The organism is Gemmatimonas aurantiaca (genome assembly GCF_037190085.1).
Classification (GTDB): domain Bacteria; phylum Gemmatimonadota; class Gemmatimonadetes; order Gemmatimonadales; family Gemmatimonadaceae; genus Gemmatimonas; species Gemmatimonas aurantiaca_A.
On the sequence record NZ_JBBCJO010000005.1, the window covers coordinates 211,575 to 235,275 of the forward strand.

Annotated in this window: 20 protein-coding genes and 1 other RNA gene; 11 read left to right on the forward strand and 10 right to left on the reverse strand. The window is 65.0% G+C overall.

From position 1 onward, the window contains the following. Window positions 1-5 precede the first annotated feature (5 nt). The 7 genes from acnD (at window position 6) to WG208_RS06660 (ending at window position 11,335) form a co-directional block, all read left to right on the forward strand. Window positions 6-2,633 (forward strand): Fe/S-dependent 2-methylisocitrate dehydratase AcnD, encoded by a 2,628-nt coding sequence (acnD, locus tag WG208_RS06630; RefSeq protein ID WP_337170551.1) that lies wholly within the window; start codon window positions 6-8, stop codon window positions 2,631-2,633. Continuing rightward, window positions 2,630-3,817 carry a 2-methylaconitate cis-trans isomerase PrpF gene (gene prpF, locus WG208_RS06635; protein WP_337170552.1) on the forward strand — a complete coding sequence of 396 codons (1,188 nt, stop codon included), beginning with the start codon at window positions 2,630-2,632 and terminating at the stop codon, window positions 3,815-3,817. The genes acnD and prpF overlap by 4 nt, the downstream gene beginning before the upstream one ends. 34 nt (window positions 3,818-3,851) lie before the next feature. Continuing rightward, complete coding sequence (locus WG208_RS06640; RefSeq protein WP_337170553.1) at window positions 3,852-4,712, forward strand: oxaloacetate decarboxylase; 861 nt, start codon at window positions 3,852-3,854, stop codon at window positions 4,710-4,712. Between the two features lie 75 nt (window positions 4,713-4,787). After that, window positions 4,788-5,780: a type I pantothenate kinase gene (gene coaA / locus WG208_RS06645; RefSeq protein WP_337170554.1), complete on the forward strand. Its 993-nt coding sequence runs from the start codon at window positions 4,788-4,790 to the stop codon at window positions 5,778-5,780. A 30-nt stretch (window positions 5,781-5,810) separates the two neighbouring features. Further along, on the forward strand, window positions 5,811-7,322 hold the full coding sequence (locus WG208_RS06650) for an amidohydrolase family protein (RefSeq protein WP_337170555.1): 1,512 nt from the start codon (window positions 5,811-5,813) through the stop codon (window positions 7,320-7,322). Window positions 7,323-7,332: 10 nt separating this feature from the next. Then, entirely contained in the window at window positions 7,333-8,691 is a 1,359-nt protein-coding gene (locus WG208_RS06655) for an MATE family efflux transporter (protein ID WP_337170556.1), read from the forward strand. Window positions 8,692-8,734: 43 nt separating this feature from the next. After that, complete coding sequence (locus tag WG208_RS06660; protein ID WP_337170557.1) at window positions 8,735-11,335, forward strand: ATP-binding protein; 2,601 nt, start codon at window positions 8,735-8,737, stop codon at window positions 11,333-11,335. Between the two features lie 35 nt (window positions 11,336-11,370). Here the strand turns inward: WG208_RS06660 and WG208_RS06665 are convergent, their stop codons facing one another. Further along, on the reverse strand, window positions 11,371-11,823 hold the full coding sequence (locus WG208_RS06665; protein ID WP_337170558.1) for a PTS sugar transporter subunit IIA: 453 nt from the start codon (window positions 11,821-11,823) through the stop codon (window positions 11,371-11,373). 84 nt (window positions 11,824-11,907) lie between these two features. On the opposite strand from WG208_RS06665, the gene dusB reads away from it, so the two are divergent. From dusB to WG208_RS06685, 4 genes are all read left to right on the forward strand, one after another. Next, window positions 11,908-12,957 carry a tRNA dihydrouridine synthase DusB gene (gene dusB / locus WG208_RS06670; RefSeq protein WP_337170559.1) on the forward strand — a complete coding sequence of 350 codons (1,050 nt, stop codon included), beginning with the start codon at window positions 11,908-11,910 and terminating at the stop codon, window positions 12,955-12,957. A gap of 108 nt (window positions 12,958-13,065) precedes the next feature. Then, window positions 13,066-13,423, forward strand: a transfer-messenger RNA (tmRNA) gene (ssrA, locus tag WG208_RS06675). A gap of 163 nt (window positions 13,424-13,586) precedes the next feature. Beyond that, window positions 13,587-13,820, forward strand: a complete 234-nt coding sequence (locus WG208_RS06680) for a hypothetical protein (protein WP_337170560.1) — start codon at window positions 13,587-13,589, stop codon at window positions 13,818-13,820. Then, complete coding sequence (locus WG208_RS06685) at window positions 13,807-14,223, forward strand: type II toxin-antitoxin system VapC family toxin (RefSeq protein ID WP_337170561.1); 417 nt, start codon at window positions 13,807-13,809, stop codon at window positions 14,221-14,223. The genes WG208_RS06680 and WG208_RS06685 overlap by 14 nt, the downstream gene beginning before the upstream one ends. A 173-nt stretch (window positions 14,224-14,396) precedes the next feature. Here WG208_RS06685 and WG208_RS06690 read toward each other — a convergent pair whose 3' ends face one another. Genes WG208_RS06690 through purB form a run of 9 tightly spaced genes read right to left on the reverse strand, consistent with a single transcriptional unit; the run spans window position 14,397 to window position 23,697 of the window. Beyond that, window positions 14,397-15,017 carry a hypothetical protein gene (locus WG208_RS06690; RefSeq protein WP_337170562.1) on the reverse strand — a complete coding sequence of 207 codons (621 nt, stop codon included), beginning with the start codon at window positions 15,015-15,017 and terminating at the stop codon, window positions 14,397-14,399. After that, a complete protein-coding gene (purF, locus tag WG208_RS06695) occupies window positions 15,014-16,396 on the reverse strand; it encodes an amidophosphoribosyltransferase (RefSeq protein ID WP_337170563.1) in 1,383 nt (460 codons plus the stop codon). Before purF ends, WG208_RS06690 begins: the two co-directional genes overlap by 4 nt. A 14-nt stretch (window positions 16,397-16,410) precedes the next feature. Continuing rightward, window positions 16,411-18,777, reverse strand: a complete 2,367-nt coding sequence (gene purL, locus WG208_RS06700) for a phosphoribosylformylglycinamidine synthase subunit PurL (RefSeq protein WP_337170564.1) — start codon at window positions 18,775-18,777, stop codon at window positions 16,411-16,413. Next, on the reverse strand, window positions 18,774-19,478 hold the full coding sequence (purQ, locus tag WG208_RS06705; RefSeq protein ID WP_337170565.1) for a phosphoribosylformylglycinamidine synthase subunit PurQ: 705 nt from the start codon (window positions 19,476-19,478) through the stop codon (window positions 18,774-18,776). Before purQ ends, purL begins: the two co-directional genes overlap by 4 nt. After that, window positions 19,475-19,738, reverse strand: a complete 264-nt coding sequence (purS, locus tag WG208_RS06710; RefSeq protein WP_337170566.1) for a phosphoribosylformylglycinamidine synthase subunit PurS — start codon at window positions 19,736-19,738, stop codon at window positions 19,475-19,477. Before purS ends, purQ begins: the two co-directional genes overlap by 4 nt. After that, a complete protein-coding gene (pssA, locus tag WG208_RS06715) occupies window positions 19,735-20,646 on the reverse strand; it encodes a CDP-diacylglycerol--serine O-phosphatidyltransferase (protein ID WP_337170567.1) in 912 nt (303 codons plus the stop codon). Before pssA ends, purS begins: the two co-directional genes overlap by 4 nt. After that, window positions 20,643-21,308 carry a phosphatidylserine decarboxylase family protein gene (locus WG208_RS06720; RefSeq protein ID WP_337170568.1) on the reverse strand — a complete coding sequence of 222 codons (666 nt, stop codon included), beginning with the start codon at window positions 21,306-21,308 and terminating at the stop codon, window positions 20,643-20,645. Before WG208_RS06720 ends, pssA begins: the two co-directional genes overlap by 4 nt. Beyond that, entirely contained in the window at window positions 21,308-22,252 is a 945-nt protein-coding gene (locus tag WG208_RS06725) for a phosphoribosylaminoimidazolesuccinocarboxamide synthase (RefSeq protein WP_337170569.1), read from the reverse strand. The genes WG208_RS06720 and WG208_RS06725 overlap by 1 nt, the downstream gene beginning before the upstream one ends. After that, complete coding sequence (gene purB, locus WG208_RS06730; RefSeq protein ID WP_337170570.1) at window positions 22,249-23,697, reverse strand: adenylosuccinate lyase; 1,449 nt, start codon at window positions 23,695-23,697, stop codon at window positions 22,249-22,251. Before purB ends, WG208_RS06725 begins: the two co-directional genes overlap by 4 nt. Window positions 23,698-23,701: the final 4 nt, after the last annotated feature.

Consider the following 23,701-nt stretch of genomic DNA (forward strand, 5'->3'; position numbering starts at 1 on the left):
CTCCGATGACCGAACGACACCGCAGGAATCTTCCCGGCACGGCACTGGACTACATCGACGCCCGTGCGGCCGTCGACGCACTGCGGCCCGGCGCCTGGAGCCGGCTGCCGTACACCGCGCGGGTGCACGCCGAGAATCTCGTACGCCGGTGTGATCCGGAGATGCTGACGGAATGTCTGACGCAGATCGTGGAGCGACGACGGGAGCGTGATTTCCCCTGGTATCCGGCCCGCGTCGTCTGTCACGACATCCTCGGCCAGACGGCGCTGGTGGATCTGGCCGGACTTCGTGACGCCATCGCGGGCGAAGGGGGTGATCCCGCGCAGGTGAATCCGGTGGTTCCTGTGGAACTCATCGTGGACCATTCCCTTGCCGTGGAGTGCGGCGGGTTCGTACCGGATGCCTTTCAGCGCAATCGCGACATCGAAGACCGGCGCAACGAAGATCGTTTTCATTTCATCGAATGGACCAAGCGGGCGTTCCGCAACGTCAACGTGGTGCCACCCGGCAACGGCATCATGCATCAGATCAATCTGGAACGCATGTCGCCGGTGATTCAGGTGCAGGACGGGCTGGCGTTTCCCGACACCTGTGTGGGAACGGACTCGCATACCCCGCATGTCGACGCGTTGGGCGTCATTGCCATCGGCGTGGGTGGACTGGAAGCCGAAAACGTGATGCTGGGGCGTGCGTCGTGGATGCGCCTGCCGGAAATCGTGGGCGTCGAGCTCACGGGCCGGCTGCAGTCCGGTATCACAGCCACGGATCTGGTGCTGGCGCTCACCGAATTCCTGCGCAAGGCCAAAGTGGTGGGCGCCTACCTGGAGTTCCATGGCGAAGGCGCGGCGGCGTTGACCATCGGAGATCGCGCGACGATTTCCAACATGGCGCCGGAGTATGGTGCGACGGCCGCGATGTTCGCCATCGACCAGCAGACGATCGACTATCTGACGCTCACGGGCCGGGCGGCGGAGCAGGTGCGACTGGTGGAACTCTACGCCAAGACCGCCGGACTCTGGGCCGACATGCTGACACACGCGGAGTACGACCGTCGCCTCACGTTCGATCTCTCCACGGTCGGACGCAACATGGCCGGTCCCTCCAATCCGCACGCCCGGGTATCCACCGCCGATCTTGCGGCCAAGGGCATCGCCGGCTCCTGGGCGATGCCGTCGACGGGGGAAGGCACGATGCCCGATGGGGCGGTGATCATCGCCGCGATCACCTCGTGCACCAATACATCGAATCCGCGCAACGTGATTGCCGCCGGCCTGCTGGCGCGCAATGCGAACCGGGCGGGGCTCCAGCGCAAGCCGTGGGTGAAGTCGTCGTTGGCGCCCGGCTCCAGAACAGTGGAGTTGTATCTGCGCGAAGCCGAACTGTTGCCGGAGCTGGAGCAGCTGGGTTTTGGTGTGGTGGCTTTCGCCTGCACCACCTGCAATGGCATGTCTGGCGCGCTCGATCCCGCCATCCAGCAGGAGATCGTCACGCGCGATCTTTATACCACGGCGGTGCTTTCCGGCAACCGCAACTTCGACGGCCGCATCCATCCGTATGCGCGACAGGCCTTTCTGGCCTCGCCGCCGCTCGTGGTGGCCTACGCCATTGCCGGCACCATCCGTTTCGACATCGAACGGGATGTGCTGGGCGTGGTGGACGGCCGTGAGATCCGCCTCAGGGACATCTGGCCTTCGGATGAGGAGATCGACGCCATCGTCAGGAGCGCCGTGAAACCCGGGATGTACCGGCAGGTGTACGATCCGATGTTCGTCTTCGACAACAGTGGGCCGACGTCGGTGCGTCCCCAGTACGACTGGCGTCCGCAGTCGACGTATATCCGCCGCCCGCCGTACTGGGACCGCGAGGGCGTCGGCGCGCTGGGTGCGAGCCCGCGGACACTGCGCGACATGCGCCCGTTGGCCATTCTGCCGGACAACATCACCACCGATCATCTTTCGCCGTCCAACGCCATCCTGCCGGACTCCGCAGCGGGTGAGTATCTGACGCGCATGGGATTGCCCGAAGAAGATTTCAATTCCTACGCGACACATCGTGGGGACCATCTCACGGCGATGCGCGCGACGTTCGCCAATCCCACGCTCAGGAACGAGATGGTGCGACACGAGGACGGCTCCGTGCGTGCGGGTTCGCTGGCGCGCCTCGAGCCCGACGGCACGGTGATGCGCATGTGGGAAGCCATCGAAACCTATCTCGAGCGCCGGCAGCCGCTCACCATCATCGCGGGCGCGGACTATGGCCAGGGATCGTCACGCGACTGGGCGGCGAAAGGTGTGCGTCTGGCCGGTGTCGAGGTGGTGGTGGCGGAAGGATTCGAACGCATCCACCGCACGAACCTGATCGGCATGGGCGTGCTTCCCCTGCAGTTCAATCCCGGCACCACGCGTCATACTCTCGCACTCGATGGCACGGAGACATATGATGTGCTGGGCGAGCGGTATCCGGGTGTCGAACTGACGTTGCGCATTCGACGCACGAACGGAGAGGTCACGGACGTACCGGTGATCTGTCGTCTGGATACCGCCGAAGAAGTGTCCATCTACGAGGCCGGTGGAGTGCTGCAGCGTTTCGCGCAGGATTTCCTTGCGGAACGCCACGTCGGGGCGACCACATGAGTCATGCCCCGCAGGTGAAGGTCCCGGCCGTCTACATGCGCGGCGGGACGAGCAAGGGTGTCTTTTTCCGTCTCGAAGATCTCCCTGAACGTTGCCGGATCCCAGGGGAGACTCGCGATCGCCTGCTGCTGCGCGTGATCGGTAGCCCCGATGCGTACGGCAAGCAGATCGACGGCATGGGCGGCGCCACGTCCAGCACCAGCAAGACGGTGATCGTTTCCCGGAGCGCCTCCGCGGAACACGACGTCGACTATCTGTTCGGGCAGGTGTCCATCGATCGCGCGTTCGTGGACTGGTCGGGAAACTGCGGCAATCTGTCCGCCGCGGTCGGTCCATTTGCCGTCACGTCCGGACTCGTCGATCCGGCGCGGATTCCACAGAACGGAGTCTGCCACGTGCGCATCTGGCAGGCGAACATCCGCAAGACCATCGTCGCCCACGTGCCCATCGTGAACGGGCAGGTTCAGGAGACCGGCGATTTCGAACTCGACGGCGTGACATTTCCTGCCGCGGAGATCCCGCTGGAGTTTCTCGATCCGGCAGAGAAGGGTGAAGAAGGTGGTGGGGCACTCTTTCCCACGGGGCATCTCGTCGATCAGCTCGAGGTGCCGGGCGTCGGCACGTTCGACGTGACGATGATCAACGCCGGTATCCCCACCATCTTTCTCGACGCGCGCGACCTCGGCTACACCGGTACCGAGCTGCAGGAGGCGGTCAACGGTGATGCGGCCGCGCTCGCGCGATTCGAAGCCATTCGCGCGCATGGTGCGGTGCAGATGGGACTGATCGCCCACGTGGGCGAAGCGGTCACGCGCCAGCATACTCCCAAGATTGCCTTCGTCGCGCCGCCGGCCTCCTATACCACGTCCAGCGGCAAGGTGGTGCAGGCCGGCGATATCGACCTGCTCGTGCGCGCGCTGTCGATGGGCAAGCTGCATCATGCCATGATGGGCACGGCGGCGGTGGCCATCGGGACGGCCGCCGCGATTCCCGGCACGCTGGTGAGCCGCGCGATTGGTCAGGCAAAAGAGACCGTGCGGTTCGGTCATCCCTCGGGTACGCTGCAGGTGGGCGCCGCCGCGGAGGAGATCGATGGCACCTGGACCGCCACCACGGTCGTGATGAGCCGCAGTGCCCGTGTATTGATGGAAGGCTGGGTGCGTATCCCCGCCGACAGTTTCTGAACGCCGTCTCCGAACAAGGCTCTTCGAGGATCCGATGTCCACCCGCACACAACTCAAGTCGCTCGTGAACGCCCGCCGTGGTGCGCTCGTTCCGGGTGCGTTCAACGCCCTCTCCGCCAAGGTCATCGAGGATCTCGGTTTCGAAGCCATCTATGTCACTGGCGCCGGGGTCACGAACATGTGGTTCGGCATGCCGGATCAGGGATTCATGGGGCTGGCGGAGATCGCGGACCATACCGCGCGCATCCGCGATGCCGTGTCGTTGCCGCTCATCGTCGATGCCGACACGGGCTTCGGCAATGCGCTGAACGTGATTCATACGGTGCGCACGCTCGAACGGGCCGGCGCCGACTGCATCCAGTTCGAAGACCAGATCGCTCCCAAACGCTGCGGACATTTTTCCGGCAAGGAAGTGATCTCGGCCGACGAAGCCGTCAGCAAGATCAAGGCTGCCGTCGATGCCCGTCGCGATCAGGATCTGCTGATCATGGCCCGTACGGATGCCGCCGCGACGCTGGGTTTCGAAGCCGCCGTGGAGAGAGCGCAGCGTTTTGCCGAGGCGGGCGCGGACATTCTTTTTGTCGAAGCGGTGACGGAAGCCGATCAGATCCGGGCATTGCCCACACGTCTTGCCGTACCGCAGCTCATGAACATGGTGATCGGTGGCAGAACGCCGATCTTCAATGCCACCGAGCTCGGCGCGCTGGGATATGGGATCGTGCTGTATGCCAATGCCGCGCTGCAAGGCGCGGTGATGGGCATGCAGAAGGCTCTCACGATGCTACGGGACACGAAGGAGGTGCAGGAGTCCAGCGGACTCGTGGCCACCTTCGCCGAACGCCAGCGCCTGGTCGACAAGCCGGAGTGGGATGCATTGGAGAAGCGTTATACCTGAACCGCCTCCGTCCGGTCGCTGAATTTGCCCGGCGGCCGGGTTGCGCCGCCCCAAGCCGCCGGGAACATTTCCCCGATGCTTGATGTGAGCCAGCAGGACCCCGCCCATATGCCGGCTGCCTCGGTGCCGCGCCTGGCTCCGCCTTATGTGATCTTCGATCGCAAGCACTGGGCCAGCCTGCGCGAAGTGACACCGGTGGCCCTCTCGGAGTCTGAGCTCGCGGCGCTGGCCGGGGTGAACGATCCGGCGACACTCGGCGATGTGACCGAGGTGTTCCTGCCCCTGGCGCGGCTGATCACCCTGCACATCTCGGCTGCCCGGAGCCTGAGCCAACTGGTGGAGGGAGCCTTCGTGGGCCAATGGCCCGCCAACGCGCCCTACGGCACCGCGCCCTATGTGATCGCGATCGCCGGGAGTGTGGCTGTGGGAAAGAGCACCTTTGCCCGGTTGCTGCGCGCCGTGCTGGCACAGAGCCCGGAACATCCCCGCGTCGATCTCGTCACCACGGACGGGTTTCTCCACCCGACACAGGTGCTGCAGGCCAACGGCCTCATGGAACGCAAAGGCTTCCCGGAGAGCTACGATCTGCGCCGGATGCTCACCTTTCTGGAAGGCGTGAAAGCCGGCGTCCCCGACCTGCATATCCCCACCTATTCACACGAAGCCTATGACGTGGTTCCCGGTGAGTTCCAGGTCGTGGACCGTCCGGACATCCTGATCTTCGAAGGACTGAACGTCCTGCAGACCGCGAACAGTGCCACCGCGGTCGCATCCGACTTCTTCGATTTCACGATCTATCTGGACGCCGATGCGGCGACGATCGAAGAGTGGTACGTGGATCGTTTCCTGAAGCTGCAGCGCACGGTGTTCCAGCGGGAAGCGTCGTTCTTTCACCACTACAAGGATCTGACGCCGGAAGCCGCCGCCCAGGTGGCGCGCGAAATCTGGCGCCGGATCAATCTGCCGAATCTGGTGGAGAACATCGAACCCACGCGTCGGAGAGCCCGCGTGGTCGTGCGAAAGGGGCGCAACCATCAGGTCGAGGAAATCTGGCTGCGCCAGACCTGACGGATCTTTCATCTTCACCGGATACGCACCATGGCGTTCTCGGCATCTGCTCTGTCGGTAAAAACCCTTGGCGCCCTGTTGCTGGTGGCAGCCGATCTCCTGAGTGCGCAGACGGCACCCACGCACGGTGTCCGTCCCCGTCGTCTGGCCATTCGCGGTGCGATGGTGGTGGAGGGCAATGCCACTCCCGCGGAAGGTCCCAAGGACATCATCATCGAAGGCAACCGCATCGTGCAGATCGTGAGTCTCGATCCGGCGGCCATTCGCAATGGCACGGCGCGACGCCCACCTGCCGACGTGGAGATCGATGCCAGCGGCAAGTACGTCGGGCCGGGTCTCATCAACCTGCACGGGCACGTGCAGGACGAACGCGCCGGTCTCGCCCAGCCGCTCGAATACCAGTTCAAACTCTGGCTGGGCATGGGGATCACCACCGTGCGCGATGTCTCCAGCGAGACGCCCAAGACGCTGCAACTGCGGGCGCGCAGTCTGGCTGGCGAGGTGATGGCGCCGCGTTTCTACGTGTACGCGCGATATGCGTACATGCCGGTGCCGCGCAACGAGGCGGAAGCGCGGCAGCGCGTGCGTGATCTCAAGGCGCAGGGGGTGGATGGGCTCAAGCTCTTCGGCATGGACAAGGACGTGTATGGTCCCGTGCTCGACGAAGCCAGGAAACAGGGGCTGCGGGTGGCACACCATATGGCGGTGGACGAGACCAACGCGCTCGATGCCGCGGCCAATGGCCTCACCAGCCTGGAACACTGGTATGGCGTGCCCGATGCCGCCATCCCCGATGGCGTGCAGCATTTTCCGTCCAACTTCAATTACGCCGACGAAGGCATGCGCTTTCGCCTGGCCGGACGGCTCTGGCGCGAGGCCGATCCGGCGAAGCTGCAGGATGTGCTCAAGGCCATGGTGAAGGGCGGCGTGGCCTGGAATCCGACCCTCGACATCTACGAAGCCAGTCGCGATCTGCAGCGCGCGGAGACACAACCGTGGTACGGCGAGTACCTGCACCCCACACTGGAGAAGTTCTTCCGTCCGGATCCTTCCAATCATGGATCGTACTTCGCCAACTGGAGCAGCACGGACGAAGCATTCTGGAAGGAGAACTACCGCATCTGGTTCGGCGCGGTGCGTGACTTCGAGCGGCTGGGCGGGGTAATCGGAGCAGGGGAAGACGCGGGCTTCATCTACCAGGTCTATGGTTTTGGCCTGATCCGTGAGCTGGAGCTGCATCAGGAGGCCGGTTTCCCCACGCTCAAGGTCCTGCAGCATGCCACGGCCAACAATGCGCTGATCCTGGGGCAGCAGGAGAACCTCGGGCGTGTGCGGCCCGGCTATCTTGCAGACCTCGTCATTCTGAACGGAAACCCGCTGGAGGACCTCAAGGTCTTCTATCCGCCGCGGGCGGACGCTGCTGCCGGCCCCGGTGGGGGCGTGGCGTGGACGATCAAGGATGGCATCCCCTACGATGCGCAGCGTCTGCTGCGTGAAGTCCGTGAACTCGTGAGCACCGCCAAGCGGAGCTCTTCCCGCTAGCCGTTTCCCGATGCAACGCTCACGCGGGTGGCATCGCGACCTGCGTGAGATGGCGCAGGTCGCGGCCCCCATCGTTCTGATCAATGTCGGTATCCAGGCCATGGGCGTCGTCGATGCCATCATGGTCGGGAAACTCGGTGGCGCGGCCATCGCCGCCGTGGCCCTCGGCAATTTCTATTTCTTCAACGTCAGTGTCTTCGGGATCGGTCTGCTGTTCGCGATCGACCCGGTGGTCTCGCAGGCTTTTGGTGCCGGCGACTACACGGCCGCCGCGCGCGGCGTGCAACGCGGACTGCTGCTGGCCGTGGCCGTCACGGTGGTCGTGACACTGGCGCTCATGCCCGGAGAGTGGGTCCTGGGCGTGCTCCAGCAACCGGCCGATGTCGTGCGTGAGACCGCCGTGTATACGCGTCGCCGGGCCCTCGGTGCGCTGCCGTTCTTCATCTTCGCCGTGTTCCGGCAGACGCTGCAGGCCATGGGACCGGTGCGCCCCGTCATCATTGCGGCGCTCGTGGCAAACCTCGTGAATGCGGCCGCGAACTGGCTGCTCATTTTTGGCAACCTGGGGTTCCCGCAACTCGGTGTGGCGGGGTCGGGCTATGCCACGGCGATCTCCACGTGGCTGATGATGCTGCTGGTGCTGCCGCTGGCGTGGCCACTGCTGCGTGACATGCTGCGGCCATGGCACCCCGAAAGTCATCGATGGGGCCCTCTCTGGCGCATGATGCGGATCGGTATTCCCATCGGCATCCAGTGGTTCTTCGAGAGTTTTGCCTTCGGACTCACCGCGTTGTTCATGGGGTGGATGGGCACGGCGTCGCTGGCCGGCCATGAAATCGCGCTGAACATGGCGGCGATGACGTTCATGGTGCCACTCGGCATTTCGGGCGCGGCATCGGCGGTGGTGGGCCGGGCCATCGGCCGCGGTGACCTGCCGTCGGCACGACGCGATGCCGCCGCCGCCATCGTCTGCGGCGTGGGCTTCATGTGCATCAGCGCCATCATCTTCATGGCCTTCCCCCATCAACTGGCGACGCTCTACACGCATGAAGTGGCCACCGTGACCGTGGCGGTGGCGCTCATTCCACTCGCCGGCTGGTTCCAGGTGTTCGATGGCCTGCAAGCCGTCACCAGTGGCGTGTTGCGGGGAACGGGCGATACCCGTGTGCCGGCCGTGCTGCACATGATCGCGTTCTGGGGCGTCGGCATCCCCTTGGGCGCGTGGCTTGGCTTTCGCACCCCCCTGCGGGAGCGGGGACTCTGGATCGGGTTGGTGGCCGGCCTCGCCGCCGCGGCGGTCCTGCAAAGCCTGCGCGTGATCTGGCGGATGCGAGGGGAACTGCGTCGCGTGGTCATCGATCACCATTGAAGGAGCTGGCGGGTCCGGCGCGGCACTGCTAGCGTCCCTCAGGATGGCCCCAGCTTCCCGCTCATCGCGTCCCAGGATACTTCGCGCCGGCATCCGTCGGCGCCTGTTCCTGCTCGCGCTGTCGTTGACGCTGCCCATTGCGATGATCTCGCTGGTGCGTGCCGTGGAGCGTTGGCGCAGCGAACAGCGTCTCCTCGGCGAACGCAGTCTGGCCATGGCTCGTCGGGCCGCCCAATTGATCGACTCCGATGTGAATGCCACTCGTACGATTCTCACAGCGGTATCGCGGCTGCTGCGCCCGTCGGATCCCATCGCACTGAACGACTCCCTGCTGCGCTTCGTGTTCGACGAGGCGAGCGTCCGGCTGACCAATGTTTTCATCGCCGATACGCTGGGCGACATTCATGGCAGTCTCCGGCGCGCCACCACGGGGCCGCCACTGCCGAACCTGAAAGGCACCGATCCCTTCGACGAGGCGTTGCGCACCAGGCACTACAGCGTGGCACGCGCCCGTCGTTCGATCGTGCTTCCCGATCGGGGCTGGGTCGTTCCCTTGTCGATGCCGATCTTCGCCGACAATGGAGAATTGCTCGGCATCTCCGGTGCATCCATTCCGCTCGACTCCATGGCGGCGGTGCAACTCGCACGGGACCTCCCGGAGGGATCCGTTCTCACGGTGCTCCAACCGAACGGTCAGGTGTTCCTGCGCACGGCCGATCTCGATGAATGGATCCGCCATCCGCCGGGCGATTCCGCACTGATGGCGTTCGATTTCGAGCACCCGGATGCCGTGTCCGGCATCACATCGATCGACGGGACCACGAGACTGGTCGCGCATGCGCCGCTCAATACCATCGATGGGCTGTTGTACGTCGGCATTCCGGCATCGGCCACTCTCGATGTGGCGCGGCGTCAGTTCCTCATCGATCTGGGCATCGGCATCGTGGGCACGATGATCTTCATCGGCTTCGCCTTGTTCACGGCACGCCGCATTGCCGATCCGCTGCTCGATCTCTCCGATGTCGCGCGGGCCATTGCCCGGGGGGACCGTGAACGGCGCGCCAGCACCGATGGTGATGACGAAGTGGCTGAACTCGCCCACGCGCTGAATCAGCTTGCCGATACGGTGCGTGACCGCGAGCAGGCGCTGCAATCGAGTGAAGCCCGCTATCGCCGGCTCTTCGCCACCAGTCCACTGCCCATGCTGACCTGGCGGCTCACCGATGGAGGCATCGAGCAGGTGAACGACGCGGCGGGGGCCTTCGTCGGGGTGAGAGATCTGCGCGAAGGCACACGCATTCTCGATCTCATCGTCGAGGAAGAACGTGAGGCGTTCGCCGACCTGCCGTTGCCGGATCCACAATCCACCATGCGCGCGGGTCTGTGGACGCTGCAGGATCTGCAGGGCGCGCATCGTCAGGTGGAGCTCTTCGTCGGCACGCTGGAACGTGGTGGCGAGACTTTGGCCGTGGGTATCCTGATCGACGTCACCGAACGCCGGCGGGCCGAAGCCGAACTCGAACAATCACGCGAACAACTGCGTCAGTCCCAGAAACTCGAAGCGCTGGGCGCATTTGCCGGCGGAATCGCGCACGACTTCAACAACTACCTCTCGGCCATCGCCACCAACGCGGAGATGCTGCGCAACGAACTGCCGGAACACTCGGTGCTGCGTGCCGAAGCCGGCGAGATTCTTGGAGCGGCACACCGGGCGTCGGCCCTGACACGACAGATTCTCGTGTTCAGCCGACGTCAGGTCGTGCACGATCGGCGACTCGATGTGAACGCCACCCTGCAAAGCCTGCAGCGCATGCTCACGCGTCTGGTGGGCGAGCACATTCAGGTGCGTATCGTCTGCACGCCCGACGCGCCGCACATTCTCTTCGACCATGGGCGACTCGAACAGGTCATCATGAACCTGGCGGCCAATGCGCGCGATGCCATGCCCAACGGCGGAGCGCTCACCATCACGACGGAGCGCACACCGGCCCGCGATCTCCGGCTTCGGCTGCGGGACTCGGGAGCCGGCATTCCACCCGACGTGTTGCCCCGGGTCTTCGAGCCATTCTACACGACCAAGACCAGAGAGCGGGGCACCGGCCTCGGACTGGCCATGGTCTACAGCATCGTCACGGCCGCACGCGGTGAGATCGTCGTGCAATCCGATGTGGGGCAGGGCACGGAAATCGCCATCACCTTCCCCGGATTGCCCGACACCGATGACCACGAGGAGCCTTCCGCGCCTCTCCCGGAAGTCAGTGGCGGGAGCGAGCACATTCTGCTGGTGGAAGACGAAGCGTCGGTACGCGTGGCCACCAGCGCACTGCTTTCACGGGCCGGCTACCGCGTGACCGCGGCGGATAGCGCGGCCATGGCCTGGCGTCTTCTGGAAGGGATGACCACGCCGCCGGCGATGCTGCTGACGGACGTCGTGATGCCGCAGGTCTCGGGCCCGGAGTTGGCGACCGACATCACCGCACGCTTTCCGCACATCCGCGTGCTGTTCATGAGTGGGTACGCCGACGACGACATGGTGATGCAGGGCATCGCGAGCAACTCCCTGCATTTCGTCGCCAAACCCTTCAGCGCCGGCGAACTGCTCGGCGCCATTCGTCGACTGCTGGACGGCGTGGACGCGGCGTAGACACCGCGCGAACGCGGCGTGAGCGCGTCAGAAAATCAGACCCGCTTTTCCTCGAGCAGCGCCATGAACTGCGCCGGCGTGGTGAGTTCGAGCAGACGGCCCGGAACGTCACTCTCCTTGCTGAACTGCGCGATCTTGCCGAGCACGGGGAGGTACTGGTTGGAGACCTCGAGCGGCGGCGCGACGATCAGGAAGAAGAAGTTGACGGGTTTGTCGTCGATGGCCTTGAAGTCGACACCGTCCTTCTTTCGACCGAATGCCACCCGCAGTCGATTCACGACGAGTGAACGGCAATGCGGAATCGCGATCCCGCGACCGATGCCGGTGGAACCCAGGTTCTCACGCCGTTTGAGCATCTTGAACAGCATGCCTTCGGATTTCTCGTCGAGCTTGAGCAGCCCGATCAGTTCCTTCAGGATCTCGTCCTTGCTCGTGCCTTGCAGCTCGAGTGCGACGGCGTCTTCGGAGAAAAACTCGCGCAGTTCCATAGGGGCTAATCGTAACAGCCGAGCGGCGGCTGTCAAACCGCACGCGCGTTGCCCGTCCCGTCGGGAACGACTAGCTTCAAGTCCATGTCCCGCAAGACGTTTCCCTTCGCCGTTCCACACCGGATCCCGCTCTATCTCGCGCCCATGGCGGGCGTGTCGGAGTCACCGTTCCGGCGGCTGTGTCACGCCCATGGTGCGGACGTGGTGGTGACGGAGTTCCTCTCGGCCGAGGGAATCCGGAGGGAGAACGAAGCCACCATCAGCAAGCTGCGATTTGCCCCCGAGGAGCGGCCCATCGGCGTGCAGATCTTCGGCGCCGAGCCGGCGGCCATGGCGGACGCCGCGGCCATGGTCACCGACCTCTTCGCGCCCGATTTCGTGGACATCAATTTCGGGTGTCCCGTCAAGAAGGTCGTGCGGCGCAACGGCGGGTCGGGGTGCCTGAAGGATCTCGATCTGGTGCAGGAGATCATCCGGGCCGTGGCGAAGGCCACACCGCTGCCGGTCACGGTGAAGACACGCAGCGGGTGGAACGAGGAGATGCGCGATCCGGTCGGCATCGCGCTGCGCATGCAGGATGCGGGTGCCCGCGTGTTCGCGTTGCACGCCCGCACGCGTACGCAGATGTATTCGGGGAGCGCCAACTGGGATGAGATTGCGCGGGTGGCCGAAGCGCTCGACATCCCCGTGCTCGGCAACGGCGACATCAAGACCGCGCAGGACGCCAAGCGTATGCTCGATCACACGGGTGCGGACGGCATCATGATCGGGCGCGGTTCGTATGGTCAGCCGTGGGTGTTCAAGCAGACCCGGGCGCTGATCGATGGAACGCCGGTCCCGGAAACACCGGGTGTGCACGAGCGTTTTGCGATCGCGTTGGAGCATGCACGCATGGTGCAGGGGTACGATGTGGACCGGGCCGGGGCGGCCCTCGAGTTCCGGAAGCACCTCGGATGGTACGTGAAGGGGCTGCCCAATTCGGCCGAATTGCGGGCGAAGCTGCACCAGGTGCGGGATTTCTCCGAAGTGGACGTCATCTTCGCGAACTACCTGGAGTTCTACGAGGAGTACAAGGCGCGGGGACTGGCCGCTGCGGACCCGGATATCTCGTCGCTGACGTGTGAAGCGGCGTGAGCGGGTGGGGACTGCGGGCGGGCGAGCGGGCGTAGTCGCCTGGCGGGCAGTTGCCCGGACCCCGGCCGTTCATGTAGTGTAGAAGGACATGCAGGACCGTTCGAATCCGGGGGTGACTGGCTTCGACGGGGTTGGTGAATCTCTGGTAGCGTGCCCAGGTCCTCGAGCACCTGGTAAAACACTCGGGAAAATTCCAATCGCGAACAACAACCTCGCGCTCGCTGCCTAACCTTCGGGTTACGTAGCAGTGCTCACGCGGCAGCCCGCCCGGGGCGGCACGTGAGTATCGCAAATCTGGGCTAGTCCCGATGTGCGCCTTCCGCACCGGGGCGAAACTCTAGAAGGCTTGTCCTGAGGTGGGCTTCCCGTTGGCCAGCCGATGGAGACCTCAATCAATGGGATACGCACGTAGAAACTGGGGTGGATCTAGTCTCGGACAGGGGTTCGATTCCCCTCACCTCCACTGTAGGGATGGCGGGGCGGCGCTGAAAAGCGCCGCCCCGCTTTTGTATCAGGAGGGGGCAGGAGGGAGCTGGTCAGGGAGGAGATTGGCAGAAATTGTGGCGACAGACTGTTGCGTAATCGAGCAATAGTGATATCATTGATATCATCTCTCTTGGAGCTATCCCATGCCGAGTCTTCTGGTTCGGGGCGTCGACGACGCCATTGTGCGGGCGCTCAGGGAGCGGGCGGCGCAGCACGGGCGCAGCGCTGAGGCGGAACACCGCGCGTTGCTGGCCGATTCACTGTTGGGCCCACGTCGACGGTCGTTGGCCGAAGTGCTGGCCACGATGCCGCCGGGAGGGGAGGATGCGGACTTCGCGCGTGTCGATGAGGGCGGAGTCGGGCGTGTATTTGATTGACACGAACGTCATCAGCGAAGCGCGAAAGGGCCGGTCAGCCAACCCCGGCGTCCGGACATTCCTGAAGCAGTGTGCGGAGCAGGGTGAGCCCCTGTATCTGTCGGTGATCACTGTCGGCGAATTGCGGCGCGGCGTGGAACTCATCCGCCGTCGCGGCGACACGCGGCAGGCCGTATTGCTGGAGGCATGGTTGCGGCAGATCCTCGAAGACTACCGGGATCTCATTCTCCCGTTCGATATCGAGATGGCCGACTTGTGGGGACGGCTCCGGGTGCCCCACCTGGAGAACGCCCTGGACAAGCAGATCGCCGCGATGGCGTTGCTCTACGATCTCACGCTGGTGACGCGGAACACGGCGGATTTCGTGTCGACGGGGGTGCGGGTGAGGGATCCGTTCGTGTGAGGACGGGCCCATCGGACGCGCGCACTACTGCCTCTCGAAATGCCCCGACGCGACAATCGTGCAAGACCCGCTTGCACAATTGCTATTGAACTCCTCCCTGGCCAACTCCCTCCTGCTGCCTCTTGAAACAGAAGCGGGGTGACGCTGAAAGCGCCGCCCCGCAATCCTTGTCCCTACTTCTTCAGATATCGCTCCGGAATCGGATTGTCCGCCCGCTCGGCGTCCCAGTAGATCGATACCACCCACCAGCGCGTGCCGTCGTTCAGCAACTGGATGCTGTTGATGCCACGCTGGAACGGCTTGGCATCTTGCGGTGTGCGCTTCGAATCGTACGCACTGAACACCTGCGTGATGCGTCCGAACGTATCCACACTGCGCCCGATCTCGCGCTCGAAGAATCCATCGCGCTCGAGCGAAACACCGGCACGCTGGATGTACTCTTCAGGCGTGAGCACCGTGGCCCGCGCAGGCTGACCGGCCGGCTGGCCAGTGGGAATGAGCCGCGCACCGGGCACGAACAACGAACGGAAACGATCCCAGTTGCGCTTCTGGCCGGCCGGTCCGGAGATGACGTCGTACAACGTCTTCAGAATGGCGTCGAGCGACGAAACGTCCGCGGGGTTGGCGGGGACCGACGCGGCACTCGCAGCGGGCAGGGCGGCTGGGGCGGCCTGGGCGAGGCCGGAGGCGGCCAGCCCCAGCGAGGTGGCCACCATCACGCAGCCCACCGTGGCCACGTGGCGCACCCGCGACGCGATCAGCGAGCCCACCATGACGGAAAAGCCGGCGATCATGCGGCACTCCCTGCACGCAGCAGTTCCGGCTCGCTCGGTGTTGCCGTGGGATACTGGCCCGAGAAGCAGGCGTGACAATAGCCCTCCGGTCCGGAGGGCATTGCCGACAGCATGCCGTCGATGGAGAGATACCCCAGGGTATCCACGCCGAGATGCCGCACGAGTTCGTCGTGAGTCATCTGTGCCGCGATGAGTTCCTCGCGACGCGGCGTATCGATGCCGTAATAGCACGGCGAGATGATCGGCGCGCTGGACACGCGCATGTGCACCTCGCGTGCACCGGCCGCACGCACCAGCGAGACCAGACCGCGCGTGGTGGTACCACGCACGATGGAATCGTCCACCATCACCACGCTCTTGCCTTCGAGCAGTTCACGCACGGGGTTGTACTTCACCTTCACCTTGGCATCACGACCGGCCTGCGTGGGCTGGATGAATGTGCGGCCCACGTAGTGATTGCGGATGAGCGCGAGCTCGTACGGAATGCCCGACTGTTCGGCAAACCCGAGTGCCGCGGAGTTCGACGAATCGGGCACCGCGAACACCACCTCGGCACCCGGCGCGGGCTGCTCGATGGCCAGTCGCCGGCCCAGCGCGCGGCGCGAACGGTCCACCGAGCCACCGAACACCTTGCTGTCAGGCCGCGCGAAGTAGACGTGCTCGAAGACACACCGATTGACCGGCGTCGATTCGAGCGCCTGCATGGAACGCAGTCCCAGCGCATCGATGGCGACGATCTCGCCCGGCTGGATCTCCCGCTCCACCGTCGCACCGACGATATCGAGCGCGCAGGTCTCCGACGCGAACACATAACTCTCGCCCAGACGCCCCATCACCAGCGGGCGCCAGCCGTGGGGATCACGCGCCACCACCACCGTTTCATCGAGGACGACGAGCAGACAGTACGCGCCTTCGACACCGTGCAGCGCCGAAGCCACCCGCGCTTCCGGTGACGTTCCCGATGCGCGGGCGATGCGATGCACGATGGCTTCCGAGTCCATCGTGCTCGAGAAGATCGCGCCGGCCTCCTCGAGATCACGCCGCAGCTCGACAGCGTTGGTGAGATTGCCGTTGTGCGCGAGCGCGATGTGACCCCGGCGCACACGCGCCAGAATGGGCTGCGCGTTCTCGATGGCCGACGCACCAGCCGTGCTGTATCGCGTATGCCCGATCGCGATGGGCCCCTGCAGCACTTCCATCTCCGCCTCTTCGAAGCCTTCGGAGACGAGCCCCATCGCGCGGCTCACGCGCGCACGACCATCCTCGTCGACCGCAACGATGCCGGCCGATTCCTGCCCCCGATGCTGCAAGGAGTACAGTCCCAACTGCGTCAGCGCGGCCGCTTCCTGGTGACCGTAGACGCCGAAAATGCCACACATGGGTTGAAACCCCGTCAGTCGTTGGTTGGTGCGTGCGACGAAGCCACCGCATGCTCGGCCGGCGTCTCGCCGTCCATCGCCTGCGGAATGGCCTCATGGAACGCTTTCGCGAGCCACATCACCGGAGCGGTGAACGTGTCATCGGAAATGGTGAAGCTGGCGCCGTCGGCGGCATCGGTCACCTTGCCGATGACACGCGCCGGGACACTGTGACGCCGCGCGATCTCCAGCACGGCGCCGCTCTGCGCCGTGGAGACGACCACCCGGCCATGGGCCTCGCCGAAGAGCAGCGCGCGATGCGGCAGCGCGGCCCACGCCGAGAGGTCCACGGAAAAACCGAACGCCTGATCGCGATCGAGCATGGCGCACTCGGCGAGCGCCACCGCCAGACCGCCGTCGCTGCAATCGTGCGCGGAACGGACCGCCCCGCTCTGAATGGCTTCGAGCAGGGCATCGATGAGCGCCCGTTCACGCACGGGATCACACACCGGCGGTTCGCCGATGGTGAGACCATGGATGGCCAGCAGGTACTCGCTCGCCCCGAGTTCGTCGGTGCAATCTCCCAGCAGCACGATGTCGTCACCGATCTGCTGGAACGCGGACGGTGTCACGTGCGCCATCGATTCGATCAACCCCACCATGCCGATGGTTGGCGTGGGGTGGATCGCGCCCTGCGGATTTTCGTTGTACAGCGAGACGTTGCCTCCGGTGACCGGCGATTCCAGCACCGTGCAGGCTTCACCCATGCCGGCGATGGCTTCGCTCAGCTGGAAATACACCTCGGGCTTCTTCGGGTTGCCGAAGTTGAGATTGTTGGTGATGGCCTTGGGGCGGGCGCCGGTGCAGGCCACATTGCGCGCGGCTTCGCACACCGCCGCACGGCCGCCGTTGCGGGGCGAGAGCGCCACATGGCGCCCATTGCCGTCGATGCAGAGGGCGATGGCCTTGTCGGTGCCCCTGAGGCGCACCACGGCCGCGTCGCTGCCCGGGCCGCGCACGGTGCTCGTGCGCACGGTCGAATCGTACTGCTGCCACACCCAGCGCTTGCTGGCGATGGTGGGCGAGGCGAGCAGACGCTCCAGCGTCCAGGTGTGATCGCGCTCTTCTTCGAGCGGCGTCACGCCGTGCGGATCGGTGGCCCGCGCCGCGGCGAGGGCCTCGCTCTCACGCGGCTCGAGCACGTACTGCGGACATTCCGTCACCAGGCGCGAGCCGGGGAACTCGGCCACCACCGTGTCGCCTTCCGTCACCCGATACACCGGTTCGGCGATCACCTCGCCGATCACCGCGGCCTCGAGGTCCCACTTGGACAGAATCGCGCGCACATCGTCTTCGTGACCCTGCTTCGCCACCACGAGCATGCGTTCCTGCGATTCCGACAGCAGGATTTCGTACGGGGTCATGCCCTGCTCGCGCACGGGCACCTTGGTCACGTCGATGGTCACGCCCACATCGCCGCGTTCGGCCATCTCGGCCGATGACGACGTGAGACCAGCCGCGCCCATGTCCTGGATGGCGACGATATGCCCACTGCGAATGAGTTCGAGCGATGCCTCGAGCAGCAGCTTCTCGGTGAACGGATCACCGACCTGCACCATGGGGCGCTTGGCATCACTGGCTTCGGAGAGATCTTCCGAGGCGAACGACGCCCCGTGAATGCCGTCGCGCCCCGTGCGTGCGCCCACGGCCATGATCGGATTGCCCACACCCGACGCCACGGCGCGCATGAGTTCATCTTCTCGCATGAGGCCCACGCACATCGCGTTGACGAGCGGGTTGCCTTCGTACGACGGATCGAAGACCACCTCGCCGCCCACGGTGGGAACGCCCACACAATTGCCGTAGTCGCCGATGCCTTTCACCACGCCGGCGAACAGCCACCGCACGCGGGGCGACGACAGGGGGCCGAACCGCAGTGAATTGAGCAACGCGATCGGACGCGCCCCCATCGTGAACACATCGCGCAGGATGCCACCCACACCGGTCGCCGCGCCCTGATACGGCTCGACGGCCGACGGATGATTGTGCGATTCGACCTTGAAGGCCACCGCCCAGCCGTCACCCACCGAGATCACGCCGGCATTTTCACCAGGGCCCTGCAACACCCACGGCGCCTTGGTGGGCAGCGTCTTGAGCATCGGACGCGAGTGCTTGTAGGAGCAGTGTTCACTCCACAACGCACTCACGACACCGATTTCGGTGAATGTGGGCGTGCGGCCGAGCATGTTCACCAGCCGTTCGTACTCGAACTCGGTGATGCCGTGTTCGGCGACGAGCGCCGGCGTGATGGCCGGATCACCCGGACGTGGCTGCACGTTGGACGAGGACCCCGCGGAAGAAACAGCCGGAGCATCCATGGACGAACCTGAAGTCGCACTCATGCCCGGACACCTCCGAGCAGCGCGTCGAGAAGAGACTGGAACAGCGGCAACCCGTCGGTGGAACCGAGCGCGGATTCCATGGCCCGTTCCGGATGGGGCATCATGCCGAGCACGTTGCCTTCGGCGTTGACGATGCCGGCGATGTTGCGCTGCGAGCCGTTGGGATTCGCCGCGTCAGTGGCTTCCCCGTTGTCATCGACATACCGGAAGACCACCTGGCCGTCACCCTCGAGCTGCGCCAGCGTGTCCGCATCGGCGGTGTAGCGCCCGTCGCCGTGCGCCACGGGAATGCGGATCACCTGACCCACGTGATACTGCGAGGTGAAGCGCGTCGCGATGCTTTCCACGCGGAGCGATACCGGCGCGCTCACGAAACGCAGACTGACGTTGCGGAGCAGGGCCCCGGGCAGGAGACCCGCTTCACAGGCGATCTGGAAACCGTTGCAGATGCCGAGCACGAGGCCGCCGCGTTTCGCGTGCGCAACGACCTCCTGCATGATGGGGCTGAAGCGCGCGATCGCCCCGGCGCGCAGATAGTCGCCGTAGCTGAACCCACCGGGCAGGATCACCAGATCGACGCCCTGCAGATCATGATCCTTGTGCCACAGGTAAACGGCTTCCTGGCCGAGATGATCCGCGATCGCGTGGAACGCGTCCTCGTCGCAGTTGGATCCAGGGAAACGAACGATGCCAGCTTTCACGCGTGTCCCCCCCCCACGCTGGCGATCTCGAAGTCTTCGGTGACGGGATTGGCGAGCAGCTTCTCGCACATCGCCTTCACCTGATCACGCGCCGCGTCCTCCGACGCCGCTTCGATCTCCACCACCACATAGCGCCCCACCCGCACATCACCGACGGCGGCGAAACCCAGTGAGTGCAGGGCATCGGCGACGGCCTTGCCCTGGGGATCGAGGATGCCGCGCCGCGGGACGATATGGATGGCGCAACGGAAACGGGTCATGCGGGAGACTCCTCGTGACCGGTATCGGAACCGGATGGGTTTCGGTTGGAACGGGAACGCCGACGCGGGCGTCTGACAGCGGGATCGTCGTCGTATTCGTGATCGTCGTCGTCGTCCGCCTCGTCGCGGCCGGGAAGACGATCGAGCAATCCCAGGAAGACCGTGCGCAGAATGCCGTACAGGACGTACGCCATGAGCGCCGGGAAGAAGAACTTCTTCGGCAGGAAGATCACACCGATGAACGTGCCGATGACGAGCAGAAAACCGAGAATGCCCTTCACGGTGCGGAAGTTCACCGTGGGGACCTTGGCATACTGCACGTTGCTGATCATGAGCATGCCGAGACCGAGCATGACCCAACGCAGCATCTGATGCCACGGGAGGTCGCCGATGATGGTCTCGGTGTAGAGCGGCGTCTGGCTGAACCAGTAATACGTGGCCAGCGTCATGCCGGCCGCGGGACTGGGCAGGCCGCTGAAATGCGTGGTCTTGCGTCCCGCCGATTCGACGTTGAAGCGGGCCAGGCGCATCACCGCGCAGGCGGTGAAGAAGAAGCAGAAGATCCACTCCCAGCGATGACTCTGGAAGACGGCGAAATACATGATGAGCGCGGGCGCCGTGCCGAACGAGATCGCGTCGACCAGCGAGTCGAGTTCCTCACCGAATCGGGAGCCCGACTTGGTGGCCCGCGCGATGCGCCCATCGAGGGTGTCGGCAATGGCGCCGAACACGATGAAGCGCGCCGCGGCATCGAAGTCGCCACGCGATGCGGCGACGATAGCGAAGATGCCGAAGAAGAGATTGGCCAGCGTGAACCCGTTCGGCAGCGCCACCACCGCACGCGGGCGCGGACGACGTCCGCGTTCCCCGTGCTCGGCTCCCGGTCGCGCCTCGGGGGGATGGGTCACGTCAGGTCACCGCCAGCCACCGGCAGATCGGCAAGCACCGTTTCGCCCGCCTTCATGCGCTGACCCACCGCCACGCGCAGTCGCGACTGCGGCGGCAGAAAGACATCCACCCGTGAGCCGAAGCGGATGAGGCCCATGCGGGCGCCCTGCACGGCAGCATCACCTGGCGCGGAGTCCGTGATGATGCGACGGGCGATGAGGCCGGCGATCTGACGCACCAGGATGCGGTGCGATCCGCTCAGGATGCCCACCGATGCCTGCTCGTTCTCTACGCTCGAGGCTTCGGTGACGGCATTCAGAAACTTGCCTGCCTTGTGGACGACATGTTCCACCCGGCCGTTCACCGGATAGCGGTTCACGTGCACGTCGAAGACGTTCATGAAGACCGACACCCGCACGGTGGGACCGTCGACGAAGGTGGGTTCGTCGATGTGCGTGATCAGCACCACCCGGCCATCCGCCGGCGACACCACGACCTGCTCGCCACGTTCGCCGGCGCGTTCGGGATTGCGGAAGAACCATGCCACCCAGAGAGCAATCACGGTGAGCGTGAAGGCCAGCAGCCAGAGCGGCCAGGAGCGCATGCGCAACGCACCCACGTAGGCGAGTGCGGCGAGCGCGAGCGCGCCCATCATGAACGGATATCCCTCACGCGCAAACATCAGCCATCCTCCGGGAGACCGAGACGGACGAGATCGAGCGGCGCACCGGTGAGACGGGCAAAGGCATCACGGTATCGCAGGCTCGTGGCGCGAATCACCTCGGGCGGCAGCGTCGGTGCCGGCGCTTCGCCGTTCCACCGTCCCGCGTGACGCTCGACATCGAGCCAATCGCGCAGCGGCTGCTTGTCGAAGCTGGGCTGTCCCCGTCCCGGCGCATAACTGTCGGCCGGCCAGAAGCGCGAGCTGTCGGGCGTCAGCACTTCGTCGATGAGCAGCAGGGCGCCGTTGCGCCAACCGAACTCGAACTTGGTATCGGCCACGATGATGCCGAGGGGTTCGGCCGTGGCACGACCGAATTCGTAGATCCGACGTGCCAGGCGTTCCAGCTCGGCTGCGGTATCCGCGCCAACCGATTCGACGACCCTGGCCGTCGTGATGTTCTCATCATGTCCGGTCTCCGCCTTCGTGGCCGGACTGAAGATGGGCGGATCGAGACGATCGCTCTCCCGCAGTCCCGCGGGCAGCGCCTCACCGGCGAGCGTGCCGTGCTCACGGTATTCCTTCCACGCGGAGCCGGTGATGTACCCCCGAATGACACACTCGATGGGCACCACCTCGGCGCGTTTGGTGAGCATGCTGCGACCGGCCAGTTCCGCGCGATGCGGCGCCAGTGCCGGCACCGCGGCGATGATCTCGTCGGTTTCGGCCGTGAGGAGATGATGTTCCACCACACCGGCCAGCTGGGCGAGCCACCACGCCGTGATCTGCGTGAGGACGGCGCCCTTGTACGGAATGGCTTCCGTCATGACGACATCGAACGCGCTGATGCGATCGGTGGTCACCATGAGCAGACGATCGTCGTCCACCGCGTACACGTCACGCACCTTGCCGCGACGTACCAGCGGCAAGGGCAGGTCGGTCCGACTCAGGGCGATGGCGCTCATACCCGCACCTCCTCGACATCTGCCGCCGCACGTTCCCGGGCCAGCCACGGCGCCACGTGTTCGTCGAGGAATTCCTCCACCTGCTGTGGAGCGCGGCCCACGAAACGGGCCGGTTCGGCCACCGACTGCAGATCTTCGAGGGAGACACCGAATGCCGGATCGGCTGCCAGCCGCTCGAGCATGTCGTTGCGCGGCGCGCCGTCCTTCACCGCGCGCGCGGCCGCGATGCTGTGTCCACGGATGATCTCGTGGGCCTCCTGACGATCGCCACCGGCGCGCACGAACCGCACGATGAGTTCCTCGGTGGCCATGAACGGCAGTTCATCGTCCACCCGCCGGCGGATGCGTGCCGGATGCACCTCGAGGCCGCGCGTCACGTTCTGCATCAGCACCAGAATGGCGTCCGTGGCGAGAAACGATTCGGGAATGGCCAGGCGACGGTTGGCCGAATCGTCGAGCGTGCGCTCGAAGTACTGCACGGCGTGCGTCTGATTGGCATTCGGCTCGAGCGACAGCACGAACCGCGCGAGGGCCGCGATGCGCTCGGAGCGCATGGGATTGCGCTTGTACGCCATGGCCGAGGAGCCGATCTGGTTCTTCTCGAACGGTTCTTCGAGTTCGCCGAACGCCTGCAGCATGCGGATGTCACCCGAGAACTTGGACGCGGTGGCGGCAATGCCGGCCACCACACCCAGCACCTGCGCATCCACTTTGCGGGAGTACGTCTGTCCGCTCACGGGGATGGAAGCCTTGAAGCCCATCCGCTCACAGACCATGCGATCGAGCTCGCGGACCTTCGCGTGATCGCCATCGAAGAGCGTGAGGAAGCTGGCCTGCGTGCCCGTCGTGCCCTTCACGCCGCGGAAAGGCAGCGAGTCGATGCGGTATTCGAGATCCTCGAGATCGAGCAGCAGATCCTGCATCCAGAGTGTGGCGCGCTTGCCCACGGTGGTGAGCTGCGCGGGTTGGAGATGCGTGTATCCCAGCGCCGGCACATCCTTCCATTCCCGTGCAAACGTGCCAAGCGCATCGAGCACATCGAGCAGCTTCTCACGCAGCAGCGAGAGTCCGCGACGCATGAGCACCAGCTCGGTGTTGTCGGTGACGTAGCAGCTCGTGGCGCCCAGATGGATGAACTTGCGGGCCGCTGGCGCCACGTCGCCGAAGGCGTGCACATGCGCCATGACGTCGTGCCGGAACGATTTTTCGTACGCCGCCACGGCCGTGAAGTCGATGTCGTCGAGATGGGCGCGCATCTCCGCGATCGCCTCATCGGGAATCGCGATACCCAGCGCCTGCTGCGACTCGGCCAGTGCGAGCCAGAGACGGCGCCAGAGACCATACCGCGTCTGTCCACCCCACAGGGCGAGCATCGCCTTCGAGGCGTAGCGGTCGGCAAGCGGTGACTGGAACGTGGCGTGCGGAGAACGATCGGATGCGGTCACGGAA

Excerpts from the sequence above, each read along its gene's own strand:
- acnD (WP_337170551.1), top strand. The coding sequence starts at position 6 with ATGACCGAACGACACCGCAGGAATCTTCCCGGCACGGCACTGGACTAC.
- prpF (WP_337170552.1), top strand. The coding sequence starts at position 2,630 with ATGAGTCATGCCCCGCAGGTGAAGGTCCCGGCCGTCTACATGCGCGGC.
- WG208_RS06640 (WP_337170553.1), top strand. The coding sequence starts at position 3,852 with ATGTCCACCCGCACACAACTCAAGTCGCTCGTGAACGCCCGCCGTGGT.
- coaA (WP_337170554.1), top strand. The coding sequence starts at position 4,788 with ATGCTTGATGTGAGCCAGCAGGACCCCGCCCATATGCCGGCTGCCTCG.
- WG208_RS06650 (WP_337170555.1), top strand. The coding sequence starts at position 5,811 with ATGGCGTTCTCGGCATCTGCTCTGTCGGTAAAAACCCTTGGCGCCCTG.
- WG208_RS06655 (WP_337170556.1), top strand. The coding sequence starts at position 7,333 with ATGCAACGCTCACGCGGGTGGCATCGCGACCTGCGTGAGATGGCGCAG.
- WG208_RS06660 (WP_337170557.1), top strand. The coding sequence starts at position 8,735 with ATGGCCCCAGCTTCCCGCTCATCGCGTCCCAGGATACTTCGCGCCGGC.
- WG208_RS06665 (WP_337170558.1), bottom strand. The coding sequence starts at position 11,823 with ATGGAACTGCGCGAGTTTTTCTCCGAAGACGCCGTCGCACTCGAGCTG.
- dusB (WP_337170559.1), top strand. The coding sequence starts at position 11,908 with ATGTCCCGCAAGACGTTTCCCTTCGCCGTTCCACACCGGATCCCGCTC.
- WG208_RS06680 (WP_337170560.1), top strand. The coding sequence starts at position 13,587 with ATGCCGAGTCTTCTGGTTCGGGGCGTCGACGACGCCATTGTGCGGGCG.
- WG208_RS06690 (WP_337170562.1), bottom strand. The coding sequence starts at position 15,017 with ATGATCGCCGGCTTTTCCGTCATGGTGGGCTCGCTGATCGCGTCGCGG.
- purF (WP_337170563.1), bottom strand. The coding sequence starts at position 16,396 with ATGTGTGGCATTTTCGGCGTCTACGGTCACCAGGAAGCGGCCGCGCTG.
- purL (WP_337170564.1), bottom strand. The coding sequence starts at position 18,777 with ATGAGTGCGACTTCAGGTTCGTCCATGGATGCTCCGGCTGTTTCTTCC.
- purS (WP_337170566.1), bottom strand. The coding sequence starts at position 19,738 with ATGACCCGTTTCCGTTGCGCCATCCATATCGTCCCGCGGCGCGGCATC.
- WG208_RS06720 (WP_337170568.1), bottom strand. The coding sequence starts at position 21,308 with ATGTTTGCGCGTGAGGGATATCCGTTCATGATGGGCGCGCTCGCGCTC.
- WG208_RS06725 (WP_337170569.1), bottom strand. The coding sequence starts at position 22,252 with ATGAGCGCCATCGCCCTGAGTCGGACCGACCTGCCCTTGCCGCTGGTA.